Source organism: Pedobacter sp. SYSU D00535 (assembly GCF_017355855.1).
Classification (GTDB): Bacteria; Bacteroidota; Bacteroidia; order Sphingobacteriales; family Sphingobacteriaceae; genus Desertivirga.
This window is the reverse complement of sequence record NZ_JAFEWD010000003.1, coordinates 431,675-454,948: the sequence shown is the minus strand read 5'-3', so window position 1 is coordinate 454,948 and position 23,274 is coordinate 431,675. Positions and strand designations below refer to the sequence as shown.

At 43.1% G+C, this 23,274-nt stretch carries 22 protein-coding genes and 1 tRNA gene; 8 read left to right on the top strand and 15 right to left on the bottom strand.

Going from position 1 to position 23,274, the window contains the following annotated elements:
- Position 1: 1 nt before the first annotated feature.
- Entirely contained in the window at positions 2-604 is a 603-nt protein-coding gene (locus J4N23_RS10060) for a PH domain-containing protein (RefSeq protein WP_207426920.1), read from the bottom strand.
- Between the two features lie 67 nt (positions 605-671).
- Positions 672-1,346 (bottom strand): 16S rRNA (cytidine(1402)-2'-O)-methyltransferase, encoded by a 675-nt coding sequence (gene rsmI / locus J4N23_RS10055; protein ID WP_207426918.1) that lies wholly within the window; start codon positions 1,344-1,346, stop codon positions 672-674.
- Positions 1,347-1,443: 97 nt separating this feature from the next.
- Between rsmI and serS the strand changes: the two genes are divergently transcribed.
- The 3 genes from serS (at position 1,444) to murA (ending at position 5,045) form a co-directional block, all read left to right on the top strand.
- Complete coding sequence (serS, locus tag J4N23_RS10050) at positions 1,444-2,715, top strand: serine--tRNA ligase (RefSeq protein WP_207426916.1); 1,272 nt, start codon at positions 1,444-1,446, stop codon at positions 2,713-2,715.
- 282 nt (positions 2,716-2,997) lie between these two features.
- A complete protein-coding gene (locus J4N23_RS10045) occupies positions 2,998-3,690 on the top strand; it encodes a DUF4290 domain-containing protein (protein ID WP_207426913.1) in 693 nt (230 codons plus the stop codon).
- 29 nt (positions 3,691-3,719) lie between these two features.
- Positions 3,720-5,045: a UDP-N-acetylglucosamine 1-carboxyvinyltransferase gene (murA, locus tag J4N23_RS10040; protein WP_207426911.1), complete on the top strand. Its 1,326-nt coding sequence runs from the start codon at positions 3,720-3,722 to the stop codon at positions 5,043-5,045.
- A 37-nt stretch (positions 5,046-5,082) separates the two neighbouring features.
- Here murA and J4N23_RS10035 read toward each other — a convergent pair whose 3' ends face one another.
- The 12 genes from J4N23_RS10035 to J4N23_RS09980 form a co-directional block, all read right to left on the bottom strand.
- Positions 5,083-5,448 carry a hypothetical protein gene (locus tag J4N23_RS10035; RefSeq protein ID WP_207426906.1) on the bottom strand — a complete coding sequence of 122 codons (366 nt, stop codon included), beginning with the start codon at positions 5,446-5,448 and terminating at the stop codon, positions 5,083-5,085.
- A gap of 53 nt (positions 5,449-5,501) precedes the next feature.
- A complete protein-coding gene (locus J4N23_RS10030) occupies positions 5,502-6,866 on the bottom strand; it encodes a pyridoxal-phosphate dependent enzyme (RefSeq protein WP_207426904.1) in 1,365 nt (454 codons plus the stop codon).
- A gap of 82 nt (positions 6,867-6,948) precedes the next feature.
- Positions 6,949-7,812, bottom strand: a complete 864-nt coding sequence (locus J4N23_RS10025; RefSeq protein ID WP_207426902.1) for an AMP nucleosidase — start codon at positions 7,810-7,812, stop codon at positions 6,949-6,951.
- A 49-nt stretch (positions 7,813-7,861) separates the two neighbouring features.
- A complete protein-coding gene (gene clpX, locus J4N23_RS10020; protein ID WP_207426900.1) occupies positions 7,862-9,103 on the bottom strand; it encodes an ATP-dependent Clp protease ATP-binding subunit ClpX in 1,242 nt (413 codons plus the stop codon).
- Positions 9,096-9,803, bottom strand: coding sequence for an ATP-dependent Clp endopeptidase proteolytic subunit ClpP (gene clpP / locus J4N23_RS10015; protein ID WP_207426898.1), 708 nt, complete (start codon positions 9,801-9,803; stop codon positions 9,096-9,098). The genes clpX and clpP overlap by 8 nt, the downstream gene beginning before the upstream one ends.
- Positions 9,804-9,896: 93 nt before the next feature.
- The gene (gene tig / locus J4N23_RS10010) at positions 9,897-11,243 is read right to left on the bottom strand and encodes a trigger factor (protein WP_207426896.1); all 1,347 of its coding nucleotides are present in this window, start codon (positions 11,241-11,243) and stop codon (positions 9,897-9,899) included.
- Positions 11,244-11,310: 67 nt separating this feature from the next.
- Positions 11,311-11,392 (bottom strand) — tRNA-Leu (locus tag J4N23_RS10005).
- A gap of 66 nt (positions 11,393-11,458) precedes the next feature.
- The gene (locus J4N23_RS10000) at positions 11,459-12,250 is read right to left on the bottom strand and encodes a helical backbone metal receptor (RefSeq protein WP_207426892.1); all 792 of its coding nucleotides are present in this window, start codon (positions 12,248-12,250) and stop codon (positions 11,459-11,461) included.
- The gene (locus J4N23_RS09995; protein ID WP_207426891.1) at positions 12,243-13,847 is read right to left on the bottom strand and encodes a response regulator; all 1,605 of its coding nucleotides are present in this window, start codon (positions 13,845-13,847) and stop codon (positions 12,243-12,245) included. Before J4N23_RS09995 ends, J4N23_RS10000 begins: the two co-directional genes overlap by 8 nt.
- Positions 13,834-14,430 carry a chemotaxis protein CheB gene (locus J4N23_RS09990; protein ID WP_370527260.1) on the bottom strand — a complete coding sequence of 199 codons (597 nt, stop codon included), beginning with the start codon at positions 14,428-14,430 and terminating at the stop codon, positions 13,834-13,836. The genes J4N23_RS09995 and J4N23_RS09990 overlap by 14 nt, the downstream gene beginning before the upstream one ends.
- A gap of 25 nt (positions 14,431-14,455) precedes the next feature.
- Entirely contained in the window at positions 14,456-15,313 is an 858-nt protein-coding gene (locus J4N23_RS09985; protein ID WP_207426889.1) for a protein-glutamate O-methyltransferase CheR, read from the bottom strand.
- The gene (locus tag J4N23_RS09980; RefSeq protein ID WP_207426888.1) at positions 15,301-19,536 is read right to left on the bottom strand and encodes a response regulator; all 4,236 of its coding nucleotides are present in this window, start codon (positions 19,534-19,536) and stop codon (positions 15,301-15,303) included. Before J4N23_RS09980 ends, J4N23_RS09985 begins: the two co-directional genes overlap by 13 nt.
- A gap of 191 nt (positions 19,537-19,727) precedes the next feature.
- Here J4N23_RS09980 and J4N23_RS09975 point away from each other — a divergent pair, with 191 nt between their 5' ends.
- A complete protein-coding gene (locus J4N23_RS09975; RefSeq protein ID WP_207426887.1) occupies positions 19,728-20,264 on the top strand; it encodes a ferritin-like domain-containing protein in 537 nt (178 codons plus the stop codon).
- A gap of 13 nt (positions 20,265-20,277) precedes the next feature.
- Positions 20,278-20,739 (top strand): PA2169 family four-helix-bundle protein, encoded by a 462-nt coding sequence (locus J4N23_RS09970; RefSeq protein ID WP_207426886.1) that lies wholly within the window; start codon positions 20,278-20,280, stop codon positions 20,737-20,739.
- Between the two features lie 78 nt (positions 20,740-20,817).
- Here the strand turns inward: J4N23_RS09970 and J4N23_RS09965 are convergent, their stop codons facing one another.
- The gene (locus J4N23_RS09965; protein ID WP_207426885.1) at positions 20,818-21,171 is read right to left on the bottom strand and encodes a 4Fe-4S dicluster domain-containing protein; all 354 of its coding nucleotides are present in this window, start codon (positions 21,169-21,171) and stop codon (positions 20,818-20,820) included.
- A 90-nt stretch (positions 21,172-21,261) separates the two neighbouring features.
- Between J4N23_RS09965 and J4N23_RS09960 the strand changes: the two genes are divergently transcribed.
- Genes J4N23_RS09960 through J4N23_RS09950 form a run of 3 tightly spaced genes read left to right on the top strand, consistent with a single transcriptional unit; the run spans position 21,262 to position 23,214 of the window.
- Positions 21,262-22,284 (top strand): acyl-CoA reductase, encoded by a 1,023-nt coding sequence (locus J4N23_RS09960; RefSeq protein WP_207426883.1) that lies wholly within the window; start codon positions 21,262-21,264, stop codon positions 22,282-22,284.
- Positions 22,285-22,325: 41 nt separating this feature from the next.
- Positions 22,326-22,529, top strand: coding sequence for a fructose-6-phosphate aldolase (locus tag J4N23_RS09955; protein WP_207426881.1), 204 nt, complete (start codon positions 22,326-22,328; stop codon positions 22,527-22,529).
- Between the two features lies 1 nt (position 22,530).
- Complete coding sequence (locus J4N23_RS09950; RefSeq protein ID WP_207426879.1) at positions 22,531-23,214, top strand: cell division ATP-binding protein FtsE; 684 nt, start codon at positions 22,531-22,533, stop codon at positions 23,212-23,214.
- Positions 23,215-23,274 lie beyond the last annotated feature (60 nt).

Here is a 23,274-nt window from a genome sequence, read left to right as displayed (position 1 = left end):
TTTATAGTTGCGATAAAATATCTGCTTTTTTAGTTTCGTATTCTTCCTGGGATATGAGCTGCTTCTCGAATAAGCCTTTCAGTTTCTTAAGCTTCTGTGTCAATTCATCTTCCTCTTCTACCAACGGAGCGGGGGCCGGCGCTATTGTCTCGCCTTGAATATCTACTTGAACAGGAGCAGTAATAGCTGAGATGGCTTCGCTCTGCTGGCTCAGTTTTCCTTGTTCTTCGATCTGTTGACTGGAAAACTGGTAGAGCTTTCTCGCTTGCACTTTCGGAATATAATCAACCGTTACATTTTCTCCTTTCAGCGGAACCATCGTAAATCGGGCACCGAAAAACTCTTCCTTGAACGATACCTCTTTGACATCCTTCCAAAGAAAAATCTGAAAGTTGGTGGTAAGACCAAGATTACCAGGACTACAGAAGACAATCCGTTTGTCTGTGGCGATAATCGCATCGGGCATTAAGGTTACAGCCGGCTTTTTTTGTACTGCAAGGAACAAAATACGCTCCCCCGGGGCTAACATATCCTGCAGTTTGCCTAATACCTTTTCCGCAGGCTTAGGATCTTGTTCGTCTGTAAGGAATTGTTCAAATGACATGGTTTATAGTTTTTAAGATGGAAGTTAAGAGTTAAAACTAAAAAAACAAGGTAGCTGCTTCACCTGCTCACTCTCTGCCTGCAACACAAATCACAAACTCTCCCTTCAGGGTATTATTTTCGAAATGATTTTTTATTTCTGAAAGCGTACCTCGAACTGTTTCCTCAAATACTTTAGTAAGCTCGCGGGAGACAGAAGCCTGACGGTCTTCCCCGTAATACTGAATAAACTCTTCAAGCGTTTTGAGCAGGCGATGCGGCGATTCATAAAAAATCATGGTACGCTCCTCCTCCACCAGTGCCTTCAGTCTTGTTTGACGCCCCTTTTTTACCGGCAGAAAACCTTCAAACGTGAAACGATCAGAAGGAAGACCCGAATTGACCAAAGCGGGAACGAATGCGGTGGCTCCAGGCAGGCATTCTACAGGCAACTCGTTCTTGAGAACCTCTCTAACCAGAAAAAAACCAGGATCTGAAATAGCAGGGGTACCTGCATCAGAAATCAGCGCAACGTTTTGCCCCTCTTTAAGAAAGCGCACAATTTCGCTGCTAGCCTTGTGTTCATTATGCTGATGATGAGCAAACACTCTTTTTTCGATACCAAAGTGCTTCAACAAGGGAGCGCTGGTTCGGGTATCTTCCGCTAGAATTACATCCGCTTCCTTTAAGATCCTAATTGCTCTGAATGTAATGTCCTCTAAGTTTCCGATTGGAGTTGGAACGAGGTACAATTTTCCGCTCATATTCATGTTCTGGTCCGGGCTTATCGGATTTGAATTTCTCCGAATTCAAAAACTCTAAACTCCAAACTGTTTATATCTTTGTCGAAATTTATAAAAGATGTTGCAAGTTAGTTATATCCGGGAAAACAGGGACAAAGTTTTAGAACGTTTATCTGTTAAAAATTTCAAGCAACCAGAGTTGGTAGATGAAATAATTTCACTAGACGAACAAAGACGTCAAACCCAGTCGACACTTGATGCAACTTCAGCGGAAGCTAATGCCATAGCAAAGCAAATTGGCGATTTGATGCGCCAGGGACAAAAAGAGCAGGCGGAAGCACTAAAAGCACAAACTCCGGCATTAAAAGAAAAGGCAAAAACCCTTGGAGAACAGCTGGTAGCGTTCGAAGAGGATATGCAGAATAAAATCGTACTCCTACCCAATCTTCCTCACAGCTCTGTTCCAACAGGATCTACAGCCGAAGATAACGAGGTAGCTTACGAGCACGGAGAAAAACCGTCATTGCCCGAGACAGCACTTCCTCACTGGGAGCTAGCCGCAAAGTATGATATTATTGATTTCGAATTAGGAAATAAGATAACTGGAGCGGGATTTCCTGTCTACAAAGGCAAGGGGGCTAAACTCCAACGCGCTCTTATCAACTTCTTTCTTGATCAGGCCGAAGAGGCCGGATATAGAGAGATGCTGCCTCCGATCGTTGTAAACGAGGCTTCTGGTTTTGGTACCGGACAGCTTCCAGACAAAGAAGGCCAGATGTACCACGTGGGCGTCGACAATTTGTATTTGATCCCAACGGCAGAGGTACCCGTTACTAACCTTTACAGGGATGTGATTCTTAAAGAGGAAGAGCTTCCCGTTAAAAACTGCGCTTATACCCCTTGTTTCCGGCGCGAGGCTGGATCTTACGGAGCTCATGTTCGTGGCCTAAATCGCCTGCATCAGTTTGATAAAGTTGAAATTGTACAGGTAGCACATCCCGAGAAATCCTATGACATATTGGAAGAGATGAGCAGCCACGTACAGTCGCTACTGCAAAAACTGGAACTACCCTACCGCGTATTGCGCCTTTGCGGTGGTGATATGAGTTTCGCATCTGCTTTAACTTACGACATGGAAGTGTGGTGTGCTGCACAAGCCCGTTGGCTGGAAGTTTCTTCTGTGTCAAATTTCGAAACCTTTCAGAGTAACCGGCTTAAATTACGTTATAAGGGAAAGGAAGGAAAGGCTCAACTTGCGCACACGTTAAATGGTAGTGCGCTGGCGCTACCACGGATAGTGGCCTCTCTACTGGAAAACAATCAGACTGAACGGGGGATAAGAATACCAGCAGCGCTGGTACCTTACACCAAATTTGAATTTATAGACTAGGCAAAAGCAGCCGCAAAAGAAAAGCAGCGACATTTTCTTTTGCGCTTTGCAAAATTAATATATCTTTATCCCCGAAACAGGATACGATCTATAGCTTCTTACCTTTTTCCTCTGCAGGGAAGGGATCGTTGGCAAACCTAAAATTCTGTTTTCCCTCAGCAATTTTCATAAAGGGAAACAAAATTGCATAGCTTTTGTAAAGCTTGATATAGTATCGTAAAATTCTAGCAAAAACTGCAATACGGGGATTGGGAGCTAATTCTCCCCTGATAAAAAATTACAATGACATTTGATTATAATAGCACAAGGGATAAGTTAATCCTGGCTGAGTACGGAAGAAATGTTCAAAACATGGTTGCATACATCTGTACACTTCCTACTAAAGAGGAGCGCAACAGACATGCTCAGGTTGTTATTGACTTGATGGGATTTTTGAATCCACACCTACGCGATGTGACCGACTTCAAACATAAGCTATGGGACCACCTTCACATCATTTCTGACTTTAAAATAGACGTCGATTCTCCTTATCCGAAACCGTCTCAGGATGCAATTCATTTTAAACCTGAGCCACTTGGATATCCGCAGCAGCGCATAAAGTTCAAACATTATGGCAAGACGGTAGAGATAATGATTGAAAAGGCTAAAAAAGTGGAAGATGAACCTCGGAGACAGCAAATGATCCAGTCAATCGCCAATTTCATGAAAATGGCCTATGTGACCTGGAATAAGGATACCGTAGCGGACGAGACCATCATTAACGACCTCAGAGAGTTATCAAACGGCGAGTTAATATTGCAGGAAAACGTGAGCTTGAGTAAGGTGGAGGTACGATCGAACGCCCCTGGAGTACGCCAGAAAAGTGGCATGCCCACCAACAACAATAACAACAATAATAAGAACCGTCAGAACAGTAACGCCGGCCGCAACAACAACATGGGCAACCGTGGAAAAAGCAATGGCAAACGTTATTAATACTGCAGGTCAAATCTTTTACTGATTCCATGAATGCATTTGAGATTCACGGCGGAAAACCGCTGAAAGGAGAAATTATACCGCAGGGAGCAAAAAACGAGGCCCTGCAGGTAATTTCGGCCGTTTTATTGACAGAAGAAAAGGTAACTATCAGCAACATCCCGGACATTGTGGATGTGAATAAATTGATAGAGCTACTTGGCGACCTTGGTGTTGTTGTTGAACGACTAAGCAAAGACACCTATTCATTTGAAGCGAAAAATATTCATCTTGATTTCTTTAAGTCCGACGTATTTAAATCAAAAGGTGGAAGCTTAAGGGGCTCCATCATGATTGTCGGCCCCTTGCTCGCGCGTTTTGGTACAGCGGCAATTCCCAAGCCGGGGGGAGATAAGATTGGTCGTAGAAGGCTGGATACGCATTTCCTTGGCTTTGAGAAACTAGGTGCCAAATTCATCTACGACGCAGAAAACAACTTCTTCAATGTAGACGCCACTGATCTGAAAGGTACTTATATTCTCTTGGACGAAGCATCTGTAACAGGAACTGCTAACGTAGTGATGGCAGCGGTACTCGCAAAAGGGATAACTACTATCTACAATGCAGCCTGCGAACCCTACCTGCAACAGCTCTGTAAGATGCTGAACAGAATGGGTGCGAAGATCTCTGGCATTGGTTCGAACCTTCTTACCATTGAAGGTGTCGAAAGATTGGGAGGTACTGAGCACCGGCTACTTCCTGATATGATTGAAATCGGATCTTTTATCGGCCTGGCGGCTATGACGGGTTCAGAGATTACCATCAAAGACGTACAATATCAGGAGCTTGGCATTATACCTAATGTTTTTCGCCGGCTAGGAATTCAGATGGAATTGCGGGGAGATGATATTTACATTCCGGCTCAGTCCCACTATGAGATAGACACTTTTATTGACGGTTCTATTCTGACCATAGCTGATGCACCCTGGCCTGGCTTTACCCCTGATCTTCTAAGTATTGTTTTAGTGGTAGCTACTCAGGCGAAAGGCAACGTAATGATCCATCAGAAGATGTTTGAAAGCCGCTTGTTCTTTGTAGATAAGCTAATCGATATGGGAGCGCAAATTATTCTTTGCGACCCGCATAGGGCGACGGTCATGGGACTTGATAATAAGGTAAAATTAAGAGGCATCGAGATGACGTCTCCGGACATCAGAGCCGGGGTTTCTCTGTTAATCGCAGCACTGTCAGCCAATGGGCGTTCCATCATCCACGCTATCGAGCAAATAGAGCGGGGCTATCAGGACATCGATATCCGATTACGGGCTCTTGGCGCTGACATCAGAAGAATAGATGCTATGCCAAAAGCGCATTAAAATATAGAAGCAGAGCTACAAGCTCTGCTTTTTTTGTTTAGTTCCTTTTTTCGGCTTTCCTTAGCGTATTCCAGCAGACCTTCTCCGCGCTCTTATCTTTAACGCAAAGATATAATCGCTGCCCTTGGCTTTCCTGCTCTACCGCCAGCTTCTCTCCGCTTTCGTTGTATGCCTCGTATTTCCTCACTTTACCTCCTGCAACAACTGCTACCAGAGAAATTCCTTTTCTCGCGGCCAATATATGCCGGCCATCCGTTTCTGTCGCAAGCTCTACCTTTTCAGTTAAATCAGTATCAGGAGGCAGATCATCTATAAGGGCTTTGGTAGTCTTGAACCTCTCCTGCTCCTGCGCATGGATTGGAGCAGCGCAGAAGAGCATAAATAACAGTAGACACGCTTTCATATGAATAAGATTAGTCCTTTAAATTTACGAAACATCACCCATATGTAACCGGACTAAATTCGGGACAAGGCGTTAATAATATCTAATTGAGTGATGACTTCTAGCTTCCCTACCTCATCCTCCAACATTACTGCAAAATTCTCTTTGGAAATTAAACTCGAAATTCTGTCAACAGGAGTAGCCAGATCAACGAAAGGGAAAGGTTTGGTCATAATTTCTTCGACTCTACTTGACTTCAAAGCAGGGTTATCAAGCAGGTTCTCAAGAATATCGCTCTCCGTGACTTTTCCAACTACCATACCCTGCTGAATGACTGGCAATTGAGAAATATTATGGGCTTTTATGATATTGATAGCCTCTAAAACAGTTTGCCCGACATCGATAGTGACAATCTCTTGGCGTTCTCTTAGCTCGAGAATGTTTTTTGCGGTTAATCGCTCCTCTTTCAAAAAGCCTCGCTCCCTCAACCAATCGTCATTGTACATCTTAGCCATATATCGTGATCCATGATCGTGAATGACCACGACAATCAAGTCATCCTCTTTAAATCGCTCTTTCATTTGCAGTAGGCCAGCAATCACAGCTCCGGAGGAGTTTCCTGCAAATATCCCTTCCTTCCGGGCAATTTCCCTGGTCATCAGCGCTGCATCCTTATCCGTTACTTTCTCGAAATGATCGATAATATCAAAATCTACATTTTTAGGGAGAAAATCCTCTCCTATTCCTTCTGTGATGTAGGGATATATTTCGGCTTTGTCAAAAATTCTGGTTTCTTTATACTTCTTAAAGACTGACCCATAAGGGTCAATCCCTATCACCTTAATTGCAGGGTTTTTCTCCTTGAGGAAACGTCCTGCTCCCGAAAGGGTTCCTCCGGTTCCTACGCCTGCTACCAAATGGGTAACCCTGCCTGCGGTCTGCTTCCATATCTCGGGCCCCACTTGTTCGTAGTTAGCCTGTGTGTTGGAAAGATTGTCGTATTGATTGGCCTTCCAGGCGTTGGGAACTTCTCGCTCCAGCCTGGACGACACGGAGTAGTAAGACCTCGGGTCCTCAGGATCCACGTTAGTTGGACACACGATCACCTCCGCTCCAAATGCTCTGAGAGCATCTATCTTTTCCTTCGACTGTTTATCTGTGGTGGTGAAGATACACTTGTAGCCCTTTACTACCGCAGCGATCGCTAGTCCCATTCCGGTGTTGCCTGAAGTCCCTTCAATAATAGTTCCACCTGGCTTTAGAAAACCAGCCTTTTCTGCGTCTTCTATCATTTTGAGCGCCATCCGGTCCTTGATAGAATTCCCCGGATTCGTGGTCTCAATCTTGGCCAAGACCGTCCCCTTAATCTCCTTAGTTACCCTATTTAGCTTAACCAATGGCGTGTTGCCAATAGTCTCAAGGATGTTATTATACCACATAAAAAAGCATTATAGAATTAACAATCTCTAGGGCAATAGGAGATGTAACCTGGACGCTGGCTAAAGCTTTGAATTCTCCTGGCTAAAACTTAAGGTGCCGAACGGTAAGTCCGTTATTTATCAACTGTTTTAGTGAATCGATTCCTACCCGTAAATGCGTCTCTACAAACTGCTCGGTTACCTTAGAGTCACTTTCGGCCGTTTTAACTCCCTCCGGAATCATCGGCTGATCAGAAACAAGCAATAAAGCACCTGTAGGTATCTTATTCGCAAACCCTGCTGTGAAGATAGTAGCGGTTTCCATATCGATTGCCATTGCCCTGAGCGACTTTAAATACTTCTTAAAACTTTTGTCATGCTCCCAAACGCGCCTGTTGGTTGTGTAACAGGTTCCGGTCCAATAATCCCTCGAATGATCACGAATAGTTGTCGATATAGCTTTTTGCAGCGCAAATGAAGGCAGTGCGGGCACTTCAGGAGGATAATAATCGTTCGAGGTCCCTTCGCCTCTGATAGCTGCGATAGGCAGAATTAGATCCCCTATGTTATTCTTCTTTTTTAAGCCGCCACATTTACCCAGAAAAAGAGCTGCCTTTGGGTTAATGGCGCTCAGCAGATCCATGGTGGTAGCCGCAAGGGGGCTTCCCATCCCAAAGTTTATGATGGTGATGCCAGCGGCAGATACGCTTTGCATAGGTTTATCCAGTCCCATAATCGGCGCATTATCATGCCATTCCGAAAAGAGCTGGAGATACTTAGAAAAATTAGTAAGTAAAATAAAGTCATGAAACTGATCCAGTGGTCTGCCGGTATAACGCGGTAGCCAATTTTTAACTATCTGTTCCTTGGTCTTTAACCCTTTCTTAACGGGAGTTTCAACTTCCTGAACTTTTTGCGCTTGTTCGAGGATTTCCGGGTCTTTTTTTACTTCTTTCTCTTCGTTCATATAAAATTGCTTTTAAACTAAAAACCCCCGCTTGCGGCGGGGGTTTTTATTATGCTACTTTTAATTTCTTGAGATCGGACTTGGCAAATTTTTCCACCGCGTAATCGAGCGTAATAAAGAGCTCCTTACTATGCTGCTTCTCCGTCGGCATCTCAAACATCGCATCAATCATAATGGCCTCACAAATAGACCGAAGCCCCCGTGCTCCCAACTTAAATTCTAATGCCTTATCAACAATAAATTCAAGTACTTCCTGATCGAACTCCAGCTTGATCCCTTCATAATCAAACAACTTTTTATATTGTCTTACCAGAGAATTTTTAGGCTCGGTAAGAATATTTAATAAAGCTGGCCGATCTAAAGGATTTAAGTGAGTGATAACCGGTAACCGTCCAATTAACTCGGGAATCAGCCCAAACGACCGAAGATCTTGTGGCGTGATATACTTATAGAGATTCTTAAGATCTACGTTTAAATCGTCCTTTTTTACCTTATAACCTACTGTTTGTGTCCTTAACCGGTTAGCAATTTTCTTTTCAATGCCATCGAAAGCGCCTCCGCAGATAAATAGAATGTTATTTGTATTCACGGCAATCATCTTCTGATCGGGATGTTTACGACCTCCCTGAGGCGGTACATTGACCATAGTTCCTTCCAGAATCTTCAACAGGGCCTGCTGAACACCTTCTCCGGAAACATCACGGGTGATAGAAGGATTATCGCTCTTGCGAGCAATTTTATCCACTTCATCAATGTACACGATTCCCCGCTCGGCTGCTGCAACATCATAATCCGCCGCCTGAAGCAGACGGGTTAAGATACTCTCAACATCCTCGCCCACATAGCCTGCCTCGGTTAACACGGTTGCATCACAAATACAGAAAGGAACATGAAGAACTTTCGCAATGGTCTTTGCAAGTAAGGTCTTTCCTGTACCTGTTTCACCCACCATGATGATGTTCGATTTCTCGATCTCTACCTCATCCTTTTCTACCTTTTGGTTCAGACGTTTGTAGTGGTTATAAACCGCCACCGACAACACCTTCTTCGCCTCATCCTGCCCAATCACATATTGATCTAAATGTGTCTTGATCTCGGTAGGCTTCATCAAAGTCAAAGCCGACTGAGATGATTTGTTCTTCCGGGTAGACAACTCTTCAGATAAGATCTGATTCGCCTGCGCGACGCACTTATCGCAAATATGGGCATCTAATCCCGCGATAAGCATTAGTGTGTCCTGTTTTCCGGAACCGCAAAAAGAACATTTAATATCTTTTGTACTTTTACTCATTACTCATTTCCCTGTTAGCGCCAAGAACTTCGTCAATCATTCCGAATTCCTTAGCCTCACTTGCAATCATCCAATAATCCCTGTCTGAAGCATCGTGAACTTTCTGATAATCTGCCCCGCTATGGTGAGCTATAATTTCATACAATTCGCGTTTCAGCTTCAATATTTCCCGTGCCGTAATTTCTATATCAGAAGCTTGTCCCTGCACCCCTCCAAGTGGTTGGTGAATCATCACTCTCGAATGAGAAAGGGCCGCCCTTTTACCTGCCGCGCCAGCACACAGTAACACTGCACCCATTGATGCAGCCATCCCTGTACATATAGTAGCGACATCTGGTGTAATATATTGCATGGTGTCGTAAATTCCTAAACCCGCATAAACGGAGCCACCAGGTGAATTGATGTAAATCTGGATGTCTCGTTTCGCGTCTGTCGATTGAAGGAATAACAATTGAGCCTGAATGATGTTCGCTATATTATCATAAATAGCATCACCAAGAAAAATGATACGGTCCATCATCAATCTTGAAAAAACGTCCATTTGTGCAACGTTCAATTGACGCTCCTCAATGATATAAGGGGTCATTGACATCGGAATAGCGTTTTTTTCTACCCTGGCTATAAAGCTGTCGACATGCTGGCTACCTATCCGGTGATGTTTTACTGCGTATTTGCGAAATTCGTTTTTATCTATGCTCATTGAATTTAAGATGTTTGGTTACTAATATAAAACAAAAAGTGTGCTGACCAATATACTAATAGATATCGGCAGCACACTTATAACCAATATCTACTAATTCAGTTCAAGAAATTTATTATATTCTATTTCCTGAGTGTCTAATGTAATAACTGTTTTCAGGTATTCAAATACTTTCTGAGCCTTTACTTCTTCGAAAATGCGGTTTGCGTTTTCTTTATTTTGCAAGAACTGTACGGCGTACTGGCTCAACTGATCTTCCGGCAGCGCTTGAGGGCTGTACATTCTGAACTGCGCATCTAACCGTGCTTTAGCTGTTTCCAATACATCTTCGTATTTGATCTCCAGATTATTCTCCTTGATAATCTTGTTTTCGATCAGCGTCCACTTCAAGTTTGTTGCAAAGTCATCGTAGCCCTTTTCCAACTCCTCGTCGCTTAGCTTTTCGTTTGTAGCTTTTAACCACCTTTTCAAAAACTCGTCAGGAAGTTGTAATTCGATCTTACCTAAACCATATTTGATAAGATCGTTTTGAAGCTTCTGATCTGCGTTTTGCGCCATCATTGACTCCAACTCTGCTGTAACTTTTTCTCTGAATTGCTCTTCAGTTGTTACTTCTCCTCCCGGATATATTTTATCAAAGAACTCCTGATCTAGATCTGCTTCCTCTAAACGATTAACGTTTTTAACTGTCAGCCGGAATTTCGACTGAAGATCTTTCGCGTCGTCTTCTGAGATATTTAGAATTCTTGATACTTGAAAAGCGTCGTTTCCGAACGCTGCCTGAATATCAAAATCCACAACGTCATCTTTCTTCAGCCCAATCAGTGTTTTCTTGATCTCCTCATCTTTTACAAGATCCAGACGAATTGAAGCGGTGTTCGCGATACCATCTTCAAAAACAGAGCCATCAGGAGAAAGCTGAGTCAAGTCAGCATAAAGCACGTCATCTTCTGCCGAAACTTCCGGATTTGTCATTTTGCCATAACTCTTCCGAAGATTTTTGATGCGAGATTCAAGAGTCTCTGCATCTACTTTAATTTGATAGTATGACAATTTATCTTCCGCAGAAAAATTCAGATCAAACTCAGGAGCGAGTCCTAGCTCGTAATCAAACTCGAACTCATCGTTATAATCCCAATTGAACTCTTTCGATTCGTCTACTTTAGGCAAAGGTTGACCCAACACCTGCAAATTAGACTCATTGATATAGTTTGTAAGAGAATCGTTCAGCATGTTATTGATCTCATCTACCAGGATACTTTTTCCGTACATTCTTTTTATATGAGATGCTGGAACCATCCCCTTACGGAAACCCGGCAGATTAGCTTTTTTTGCCTGAGTCTTGATAGCCTTTTCAACGCGTTCACGGTAGTCTTCAGGTTTAATGCTAACTTTAACTATGGAGTTAAGGTTGTCGATTTTCTCTTGAGTAATATTCATGATTTGATAATTATCGTTCGTATCTATACAAAAATTCCCCCCGATATTGCTATCGGAGGGAATGCGGTGCGGAAGAAGGGACTCGAACCCCCACGCCTCGCGGCGCCAGATCCTAAGTCTGGTGCGGCTACCAATTACGCCACTTCCGCATTAGGATATTTCCCGTTGTTTGGGACTGCAAAAGTAAAGGTTTATTTGAGAAGTGCAAACAAAAATTAAAAATTATCGAGAATGATCTTTTGCAGGTATTGAGGTGTTGATTTCAATCTGCTACCATACCAGGAAAACATCTCTCCATCCACTAAAACCAGCTTCGAATGCGGGAACAGCTCACTAAATTCCTCAAGATGCTTATTACTAAAAGGATAGGGTTCAGAAGAAAGAAAGACAACGTCCGGATTTGCGCGTCTCAGCTCGTCCTCCTCTAGGACCGGATATCGATCTTGATTGAAAAAATTTTCAAAACCGGCAAGAGAAAGTATATGATCAATAAATGTATTCTTCGCTGCTACCATATGCGGGTTCTTCCAGATGAAGTAGGCTACACGGAGGGGTTGCCGCAGCGGTCGTAGAGTTTCAAAGCCTCTTTCTATCTCCATTGCTATCTGCCTCGCAGCAACTTCCCGACCAACAATCTCTCCTACCGAAGTAATCATGCTGGTCGCATCTTCAAGGGTGTAAATGTCACTTATCCAGACAGGATACTGCTGCATCAACTTTTCAATCTCTTCCCTGGTGTTCTCTTCCTTGTTAGCAATAATGAGGTCTGGCTTCAACTGCTTTATTTTATAAAGATCCAGTCTTTTTGTGCCACCAACCTTCTCCACTGCTAGTAGCTCTTTGGTAGGACGAATACAAAACTTCGTCACACCTACAATCCTATCACTAAGTCCTAAATCGTAAAGAGTTTCCGTATGTGAAGGCACAAGAGAAATGATCCGTTTAGGCAGGTAAGGTATTAGGATTTTTCTATGGAGCTGATCTGTACGTTCGATAAGGTTAGGCATCGACTTTTTTTCTCACCAGCATTTCTATTTTTTGGTGAAGAACAGAAAGATCGAACGGTTTAGTAACTATATCGTCAACCCCCGCATCGTACGCCTGTTGCTTTTCTTCTTCTAGCACTGCAGCAGACAATGATATAATCGGAATATTTTTGACGCCATCCAGCATTTCCGTTCGAATTCGGCGGGTCGCTTCAAAACCTCCCATCACTGGCATATGTGTATCCATCAGCACGATGTCGTAATGGCTCTGTTTTAAACACTCAAGTACCTTCTCTCCGTTATCAACCACATCTACCTCCAGGTTCCAATTCTGCAGCACCTTCCTAATCATAAACTGATTCACCAAATTGTCCTCTGCTACCAGCACCGCCACGTTCTCGAACTTAGCTAATTCAGATATCCCTGGTTTCGCTGATATCTCCTCTACATTGCTATCTACTACCTGATACCAGTTGGTATATGTGAAAGTACTTCCCTGCCCTTCCTCACTATCGACATGAAGGCGTCCACCCATTAATCCTGCTAGCTGCTGTACAATAGACAAGCCGAGGCCCGTCCCCCCATATTTGTGCATCGTATCTTCCTGCGCCTGCTCAAATGACTCAAAAATTTTATCAATGCGATCTTTAGGAATTCCGATACCGGAATCTTTGACCGCAAATTCTATCTGGATTTCGCCATCCTTCAACTCCAATACTGAAACCGACAAATCCACTGACCCTTTCGCCGTAAATTTGATGCCGTTGCTCAGCAAGTTCATCAATATTTGATTAAGCCTCAATGAGTCGGTCATCACGAGTTTTGGAATAGAGCCTTTGAATTCCAAATTCAAGTCAATTCCTTTTTCATCCGCACGGAATTTGAGCAGATCAACTACGGCTTTCGCTAAACTCTTAATATTGGTTTCAGTGGGGATTATCCGGAATTTACCCGCTTCAATTTTCGATATATCCAGCACGTCATTAATCACACCCAGCAAGGCCTCCGAGGAAACCTTCAGCAAGTCCACACATTTACGTTGATCTTCATTCAAGGGACTCTCTCCCAGAAGATGCGATATTCCCAATATCCCATTGATTGGGGTGCGAAGTTCATGACTCATGTTGGCGAGAAAACGCTCCTTCACCTGCTTCGCTTGCTCTGCCAGTTCTTTGGCCTTAATTAGTTCCGCCTGGTATAATTCCAGCTCAACATTTTTTCGTTTTACCTCACGCTGGCTACGAACCAGCTGAATAAAAGAATCAACTTTAGCAGTGGTGATAGTAGGTTCAAGGGGTTTGTATAAGTAGTCTACTGCGCCAACAGTTAGTCCACGGACTGCATACTTTGACTCTTTAGAGATAGCCGTCACAAAGATCACCAGAATCTCTCGGGTCCGTGGGTTACTTTTCAAAATTTCCACCAATTCAAACCCGTCCATTTCCGGCATTTGCACATCAATGAGTGCGAGCGGAATATCCTGCTCCCAGCACATCTTAAGAGCTGCATTGGGAGAAGTTGTGCTCAGTAGATTGATATCGTTACGTTGAATCAAAGCCTCCAGAGCTACTATGTTCTCCGGCTTATCATCAACTATAAGCAAATTAATCTTTTCCATCTTTCACACTGTTTAAGACAGTAGCAATACTGCCTATAAAAGAAAAAATTTCACTATTACTCAATATCATATCTACCTGGCATCTTCCAATTGCCGCATCCGGCATCGTCCGAACTTCAGCAGCCTCCGGATTTTGAACTCCAACCAGTCCCTTTTTTGCTTGAATATATGCTAACCCATCAGCACCGTCTGCATTCGCTCCCGAAAACAGTAGTGCAATTACGTTTTCCTGATACACATCAGCCACACTTTGAAAGGTTACATCAATAGAAGGCCGACAGTACATAACAGGTTCTGATGTATCTAAGGTGAAAAAACCTTCCGGCTCAAGAAGCAAGTGATAATCAGGTGGTGCAAAATACACAAATCCTTTTTTAATTTGCTCTTTGTCTTCTGCTAATTTTACTGAAATACGAGATTTGCTATCAAGCAGTTCTTCCATCGAAGATCTATATTTCTTACTTCTGTGAATTATCACAATAACAGGGAGCGGAAAATCTTCTGGAAGTCCCAAAACAAGATCATACACCAGGCCGAAGCCTCCGGCTGAGCAGCCCAGTAGCAAAACTTTTGCTTCGCGCACTCGCTTTTCGATATCCTTGTTCAGATTATTCAATTTTTTGATAAATATTTTCCGCTTTATCAATCACTTTAAACCGTCTTGATAATTCAGAATCCCGAAGTGACTCTTTTGAACCCAGACAAAGGAAACCGAAAGGACAAAGACTATTATAAAAAAGGGATATTACCTTTTGTTGCAGCTCGACATTGAAGTAAATCAACACGTTCCGGCAGGAAATTAGCTGAAACTCGTTAAACACGCCATCGGAAACCAAGTTATGCACGGAAAAAAGCGTGTTTTTCTTTAAACTATGATTGATGGAGGCTGCATCGTATTGAGCAGTGTAAAAATCAGAAAGAGAACCCGAAGCGCCACTTTCGAGATAGTTCTCAGAATAGTGCTTCATCAACTTCAAGTCGTAAATCCCTTTTTTAGCCAAATCTAACACTCTCGTATTAATATCTGTCCCATATAAAAAGGATCTTTTGTATAGGTTCTCTTTTGCTAAAAGGATAGCAAAAGAGTAGAGTTCCTGCCCCGTGGAGCAGCCTGCGTTCCATACTTTTATTCTTTGAAAAGAAGCAAGGTACGGAAGTACTTTCTCGCGCACCGCCCTGTAAAATCCGGGGTCTCTGAACATCTCGGTTACGTTTACAGTAATCTCGATGATAAACTCTTCGAAAAAAGCATAATCGTTCACCAGCAAGGACTTCAGATCAAACAGGGTGAGGTTATGAAGGTCCATAATGCGTGTAACGCGCCTTTTCAACGATGCCCTGGAGTAGCCGGAAAAATCAAATCCGTGAATTCTTTTTACCCATTCTACCAACTCATCAATCTGTTCGAAAGTTACTGTATCTGCCGTAGCAGAACTTAAAAAGTTTCGATTCCTTAACTCAGCCATACCCGCATCATTGAAACCAGTTTATCAACATCTACTGGCTTTGAAATATAATCGTTCGCACCTGCTTCTATAGTCCGTTCGCGATCATTCTTCATTGCCTTCGCTGTTAAAGCGATAATAGGCAGCTTGGTGAAGCGACTCTGCTTTCTAATTTCCCTCATGGTCTCGTATCCATCCATTTCCGGCATCATGATATCCATCAGAACAATATCCGTTCCAGGCATCTCCTCAAGCTTTTTCAAAGCCTCTATTCCATTATTCGCAATTTCAATCTTAAGATCGTACTCCTGCAGAGCGCTTGATAGGGCGAAAATGTTACGCATATCGTCATCCACCAGCAGAACGGTTTTATCTTTCAAGGTTTTTTCGAGCGTAGTGGTGGTCCCTGTAGGTGATTTCGCTCCACCCAGCGTTGCCGGACGAATTTCGGCAGTCTTAATCTTATTCATAAACAGGTTGATCTCGTCAAGCAACCTGTCGTTTGACTTATTGCTTTTCAACACCATTGCATGTGTATGTTTCATCACCTTCGACATACTATCCTGATCAAGTTCCATGGCAGTATTAATTACCACCGGAACTGGAACCAGCTCTTCGTTAGTCTTGATTTTCTCCAGCAAATCCAGTCCTGATATATCCGGCAGTTTAAGATCCAGGATAATGCAATCAAAGTCAGCGTCTTCCGCTAACACAGCCATTGTTTCTTCACCGTCAAATGCCTGCTTTACCTCTACTCCTTTTGATTTCAGCTGATTCGTTAAAACGTCGCTTTGGATGCGCTGATCTTCCACCAGTAGCACGCGCTTGATCTTCGTCTTTCCACTTCCCTCAATAAGAGTATCAAAGGCAGAGTCAAGCTCTTCTTTCTCTACCGGCTTTTTAAGGAAGCCAATCGCTCCTTCCAGACGGGCTTTAGAGTTTGTTTCCTCTTTTGCCGACATCAAATGCACCGGTATTCCATAAGTCTGAGGATCTTCCTTCAATTTCTTAAGAACTGTCCAGCCATCCATGCCTGGCAGCATAATATCCAGAACGATGGCGTCAGGCTTGCGCTCTTTCGCCATTTCAAGTCCCTGTACCCCGTCTGCTGCATGCAATGGCTTGAAGCCGCGTTCCTTAGCATAGTCTTTTAGAATCTCCGCAAAGTTTGGATCATCTTCAACAATCAACAGGCTGTATTCCTTGTTAGGATCAGGAAGCTTAGCTACCCCTACAGATCTATCTACCTGGACTACGATAGGCTTCTGAGCGGGTGAACTTACAGGTTCCGCTGGTTTGGTAACAGGTTCCTGATTCAAAGGCGTTATCTCTTCCGTTGCTAAAGTATCCTGATTAGCTAATTCCAGCGGAAGGTATAAGGTAAACGTACTCCCTGCATTTGGCTCGCTCTGAACCTTGATCTCGCCGCCCAATAAATTGGATAGCTCACGGCAGATAGAAAGACCCAGACCGGTCCCCCCATATTTCCTGCTTGTTGTACCATCTGCTTGCTGGAATGCTTCAAATATTGCTTTTTGCTTATCCAGCGGAATACCAATACCGCTGTCTTTTACTGCGAATGCAAGAATTCCGTTGTTGGCGTTTTTCAACCTCTCATTTGAAAAGTCCATTTGCTCTTTTACCAAGCTGACACTTACTGATACTTTTCCATTCTGCGGTGTGAACTTAAATGCATTCGACAGCAAGTTCTTAATGATCTGTTCTACCCGCTGACGATCTGAGATCATGTATGCCGGCACACCCGGAGCTACAGAGTAGTTAAATTCAATCTTTTTCGTATTCGCCACCTCGTGGAAAAGAAGTTCCATGTCAGATTTCATATCGGCATGACTTACTTCTTCAGCATTGATATCAATTTTTCCAGATTCTATCTTAGATAGGTCAAGGATATCATTAATCAAATTCAGAAGGTCACTTCCAGCGGTATGAATTACACCAGCGTATTTAATTTGTTCGGGGTTAAGATTGGCGTGTTTATTCTCCCGTAGAATTTTTGCCAGGATCAAAATACTATTCAGCGGAGTGCGCAACTCATGGCTCATATTAGCCAGGAACTCCGACTTATATTTACTGCTTTGCTCAAGCTCTTCGGCCTTCAGAACCATCGCCTCGCGAGCTTGCTCAATGGCCCTATTCCTTTCCTCCAACAATTCGGCCTTTTCCTCCAGTTCAGCATTTGTCTGACGAAGCTCTTCCTGTTGCACCATTAACTCCTCTTCAGAAGCTTGCAACAGCTGCGTTTTCCTGATAAGTTCTTCGTTGGTTGTCCTCAACTCTTCATGCTGACTTTCGAGCTCTTCAGCCTGAAGCTGAGTTTTCTCAAAGAGTTCCTGATTGTAAATTTTCGCCTGGGCGGTCGTGATTTCGACTGCCAAAATCTCCTTCATCCACTCCACGAATTCGATTACCTGAGTCGACACTTCGCTGGTAAATCCTAACTCGATTACACCCTTTAGTTTACCAAGAGCTAAAAGTGGCTGCACAATAACCGTCCGGGCGCTTACCTCTCCGAGGCCAGTGCTTACCTTTATATGATCATCCAGTACTTCGTTATATACAACCATTTTACCGTCACGAGCTGCTTGCCCAATAAGCCCTTCACCCAAGGCATACGATGGAGATTGGCCAGGCGCAGGCTGAAATGCGTATCCTCCGGCATAGTTGAGTTTCTGCCCCGAGTCGTCGGCAATGAATATTACACCTACCTGGGCATTTACGTAGGAGGCCAGGGACGATAAAACCCTTGACGCCAGCGAATTCACTGAAAACGCCGAAGAACCATGTTCTTCCCGGATGGCTTGGCCAATTGTATTGGAGCCAACAAGCACCCAGTTTTGCCGCTCGTTTTCCAATGAGATTTTTCTCATTTCCTCATTTGCCCGTCGAAGTTCCTCCTGCTGGCGCTTCATTTCCTCTTCAGAAGCCTGAAGTTGAGATGTTTTCCTTAGCAGTTCTTCGTTAGACGACTGTATTTTGGAGTGCTGTGCTTCCAGTTCCTCGGCCTGTTGCTTCGTTTTTTCAACAAGATCCAACATCTTAACCCTTGCTTCTGCAGCTCCGATTGCTACTCCTATACTGTAAACCACCTTGTTAAAGAACTCGGCAGTACTAGGATTAATTTGGTCGACAAATGCTAGTTCAATAACACCTTTCAACTGTTCTCCTAAAAATATAGGCTGAATGAAAATGCAGTTGGGTTTCGTCTGACCCAGTCCAGACCCGACTTTAATATAACCATCAGGCACTTTATCAAATGCCAAACCCTTCCTTTGAGCAATAGCTTGACCGATAAGTCCTTCCTGAGGTTTGATAAGCTGCGGGGCTTCATCAGGTGGAAAACCATAGCTAGCCTTAAAGTGCAGGTTCGTCGCCGATGGATCAGCGATATAAATAACTCCAATATTTGCCTTTACGTGTTTTGAGATTTCAACGATGATACATAGAGCGCGTTCATCCAATGTTTGAGCACCCCGCATAGCCGCATCTACTATCACGGCGCCTTCAAGCAACCAATTTTGTCTTTCGTTTTCGTGGGTAATCTTTTCCAACTCGGCGTTAGTCGATCTAACGCGATCCTCTATTAACTTCTGATGCCAGAAAGTCTTCTTGATATAAGCAAAGAGTACTACGATAAGACACAGGATCACGAAAGAACCCAGCAGGATAATAGTCCGTGTCCTCGCCACTGCTTTACTCCCTTCGCTTTTCCCCGCAACCAGTTGCTGACTTTCCAACCTTTCTATTTCACTGGAAAAACTCCTCACCTTGTTCATATAACTGCGGCCGCGATTGGTTTTTATGAGATCAAAAGAGGCTGCCTGACTAGTACCGTCGTACGCCGCCACAATACGCTTCATCTCCTCCAACTTCAGCGCTGCATAAAAGCTTAATGAATCCAACAACTTTACCTGCTGCGGGTCAGTACCGATTAAGTCTCTTAACTTCTGAATACCGGGATTTACAAGATTTATAGTAGAATGGTATCGATCTAGAAATTCAGGATTACCGGTAATAACAAAACCCCTTTCACTGGTTTCTGCATCTACCAGGCTTTGTTCTATCTCTTCTGTTAAGCGCACTATTTGTTCGGTGCGATTCAGAGCTTCTCCGTTTTCCTGAAGATTTTCAATACTTACATAGGAGACAACGGCTAACAGAAACACAAAGAAAAGTGTTGCAACGAAGCCTGTTAGCACCTGTTGCTGGAAAGAAAATTTTCGCATTTAATAATTTGTTTACTGGTTCAAGTATAGTCTTTTAATTGGACAATTCAGGGTTAATACGAGAGTTGGGGACCTAAGGTTTCCAATCAAAATGGTCATCGCATTTGAAATTTAAAAAAACTCTTTAACAGGCAGGCTGTTAAAATTACACAAATGGTTAGGATCAACCGAAAACTTAAAATCTAAATACTATGAAAAAACAAGAAGAAAAAAAAACATCTGGCAACGAAGAAACAGGCTTGAAGAATTTGTTCAAAGATGAGCTTAAAGATATTTATTGGGCAGAAAAACATTTAGCCAAAGCACTTCCAAAGATGGCTAAAAGTGCTACGTCTGACGAGCTGCGCAGTTGCCTTGAACAACACCTTACTGAAACAGAAGAGCAAATTGCCCGCCTGGAAAAAGTATTTGAACTTATCGGCGTAAAAGCAGCAGGTAAAAAATGCGAAGCTATGGAAGGTCTAGTAGAAGAAGGCAAAGGCATGATGGAAGAAACTGAAGATGGCAGCATGACTCGTGACGCCGCGATCATTTCTTCTGCACAGAAAATAGAGCACTACGAGATCGCATCTTACGGAACACTAAGGACGCTTGCAAACACCTTAGGCATGACCGAAGCTGCAAATTTACTTCAGCAGACGCTGGATGAAGAAAAGAGTACCGACGTGAAGTTGACGCAGGTAGCCGAGAGCTTTGTCAACGAGTCTGCAAATACCGAGGGCGAATAATAAGGAGGTAATTATGGAAAATAGTAATGAAAAAATACAGGACGGGTTAAAGCATCTTCTTCACATTGCTAATGATGGTAAAGAAGGTTATAAAAACGCCGCCGAAAATTGTGAGTCAGCAGAGCTTAAAGCTCTTTTTACCACTTACTCTATCCAGCGTTCTGAATTTGAAATGGAGCTAAAAAGCTGTCTTCACAAATTCGGCTCCAATTCAGACAATGAAAAAGGAGGACCTTTGGGAGCTATCCACCGCACTTGGATTGATATCAAGTCATCAATCATGCCGAATGAAAACAAGGCAGTACTAGATGCTTGTATTACAGGTGAGAAATCAGCAATTGAAACCTACGATAAAGTACTTGAGGATACAAGTCTTCCTTCTGATGTACGGGATATCGTGATGTCTCAGCGTCAAAGTATCGCTGAATGCTTGCACAACATTCAAAATCTAGAGAACCAGTACGCAACGTCCTAAAGGACGAACCCTAAAAAAGAAAAGCCCGGCAATTTACTTACCGGGCTTTTTTATATCTGGATAGTTAAATTACTGCTACTACTCTTCCAAATGTAACCAGGCTTTTTTAGCCAACAATTCTTCTTCGGTTTCACGAACGTCCTCGTCGTCTACGCAGCAATCAACCGGACAAACGGCAGCGCACTGAGGCTCGTCATGAAATCCTTTACACTCCGTACACTTGTCAGATACGATATAATAGTACTCATCAGAAATCGCTGGTTGCGCCTCTTCTGCATCTAACGTTGTACCATCTCCAAAATCAATTACTCCGCGTAAAGCAGTTCCATCAGAAAAACGCCATGCAACTCCTGCATCATAAATTGCATTATTCGGGCATTCTGGCTCACAAGCTCCGCAGTTTATGCATTCGTCTGTTATTTTAATAGCCATGTCTAAAAATTCTTTTTCTTAGCGTATTTTTGCTTCGCTTACCTATGCAAAAACAGTGCAAATATAACACAATCTATTGATTTTACTTTCATGACTTCCATTTTGACATTACAAAAACGAAAAGAAGCCTTCCTGAAATTGGGCGAATATCTGCTTTCTCCGGATGAGCTACTCTTGCAGCTGATTCAAACAGCTCAGCACCAAAATGGCTGGTTTACGAAAGAAGAAACTACACGAGCTGTAAAGGCATGGGGTAACAGCTTAAACGCGACAGATTTGAATACCTGGTTAGATTTTGAACCGAAAGAGGAAAAGAGCAAACGAGTGGGTCTCATTCTGGCTGGAAACATACCCTTGGTTGGCTTTCATGATATCCTCAGCGTTCTTGCATCAGGACATATTGCGTTGATCAAACTTTCGTCGCAAGATAACAAACTCACTCCCTACCTTCTAAAAAAGTTAATCGAGATTGAGCCTGGTTTCGAAGACAGGATTCTTTTCACCGAGCGGCTTGAGAAATTCGACGCAGTAATTGCAACCGGCAGTAACAACTCCTCCAGATACTTCGAATATTATTTCTCAAAAGTCCCTCACATCATTCGAAAAAACCGCAATAGTGTAGCGGTACTCACTGGAGATGAAACTCCGGAAGAATTATTCAGACTGGGACACGATATTTTTGACTACTATGGATTAGGATGCCGGAACGTCTCCAAACTTTTCGTGCCGGTAGCCTATAACTTTAATAAGTTTTTTGAAGCAATTGAGTCCTATAAGTTTGTGATCAATAATCACAAGTACGCCAACAATTACGATTACAATAAATCTGTCTACCTTGTAAATTCCGTCAAGCATCTTGACAATGGCTTTCTACTACTAAAAGGAGATCAGGGTTTATCGAGCCCTCTCTCAGTTCTTTTCTACGAGGAGTATGAAGATCTAAATGAGGTAGAAGTTGTACTTCAAACCTCAGCTGATCAGATTCAGTGCGTGGCTTGCAGCCCCCAAATAAATATCAACAGTCAAAAAGTCGGTTTTGGAGAAACACAGCAACCCAAGTTATGGGACTACGCTGATAATATTAACACAATAGCATTTCTACAGGGTTTATAAACCCAAAGCTTAGTTAGCTGGAAAATTTTAACTTTGGCAGAATGTATATAATCAAAGTAAAAGGCGTCGCTAAAATTCCGGATTACGTACAGTTGAGGGACGATAAATTTACTTTACTAGCTTATTTTAGGGTGGACCGACCCGAAAAACATTTGGAAAAGGCTGGATTGGCCGATAAGTCGGAATACATAATGAACCTTATTAAGGATCTTCCTTTTGGTCAAATAATGAAACTTGAGATTTAACATGATTGGCAATACCGTAATACAACTACAAAACGTTGATATCTTTCAGCAAAAGCACCTGGTTCTTTCAAATGTTCACTTACAGATTGAAAAAGGAGAGTTCGTTTACCTGATTGGCCAAACGGGGTCCGGGAAAAGCAGTTTGCTGAAAATTATCTATGGCGATCTTCATATTGCAGGCGGAGAAGGACACGCTGGTGGATACGACCTTAAGAAATTAACAGACAAAGACGTTCCGTTTTTGAGACGCAAGTTAGGAATAGTGTTTCAAGACTTTCAGCTTCTGACTGACCGTACTGTAGAAGATAACCTCCGATTCGTACTGAACGCTACTGGTTGGAAGGACAAAAAACAGATCGCCGAGCGGATAAGAGATGTATTAGAAAAAGTGGGACTGCGTTCAAAGATAAGAAAGATGCCACATGAGCTTTCGGGAGGTGAGCAACAGCGCGTAGTAATAGCCCGAGCCTTACTGAATGATCCGGAGATCATACTAGCGGATGAGCCAACCGGAAACCTGGATCCTGAAACCTCCGAAGAAGTGATGTTTCTGCTGAAAGAGATCAGCCGGTCAGGAACAGCGGTGCTGATGGCTACGCACGACTATCATATCATTAGAACATTCCCCTCCCGCATAATCAAATGTGAAAACGGAAAGGTGGTGGACCACGCAAGGATTGATTAAGGAGGCAACTTACACCCTTATTTGCTGACAGCTTGACTGTTTTTTACTACTGGCAAAAGA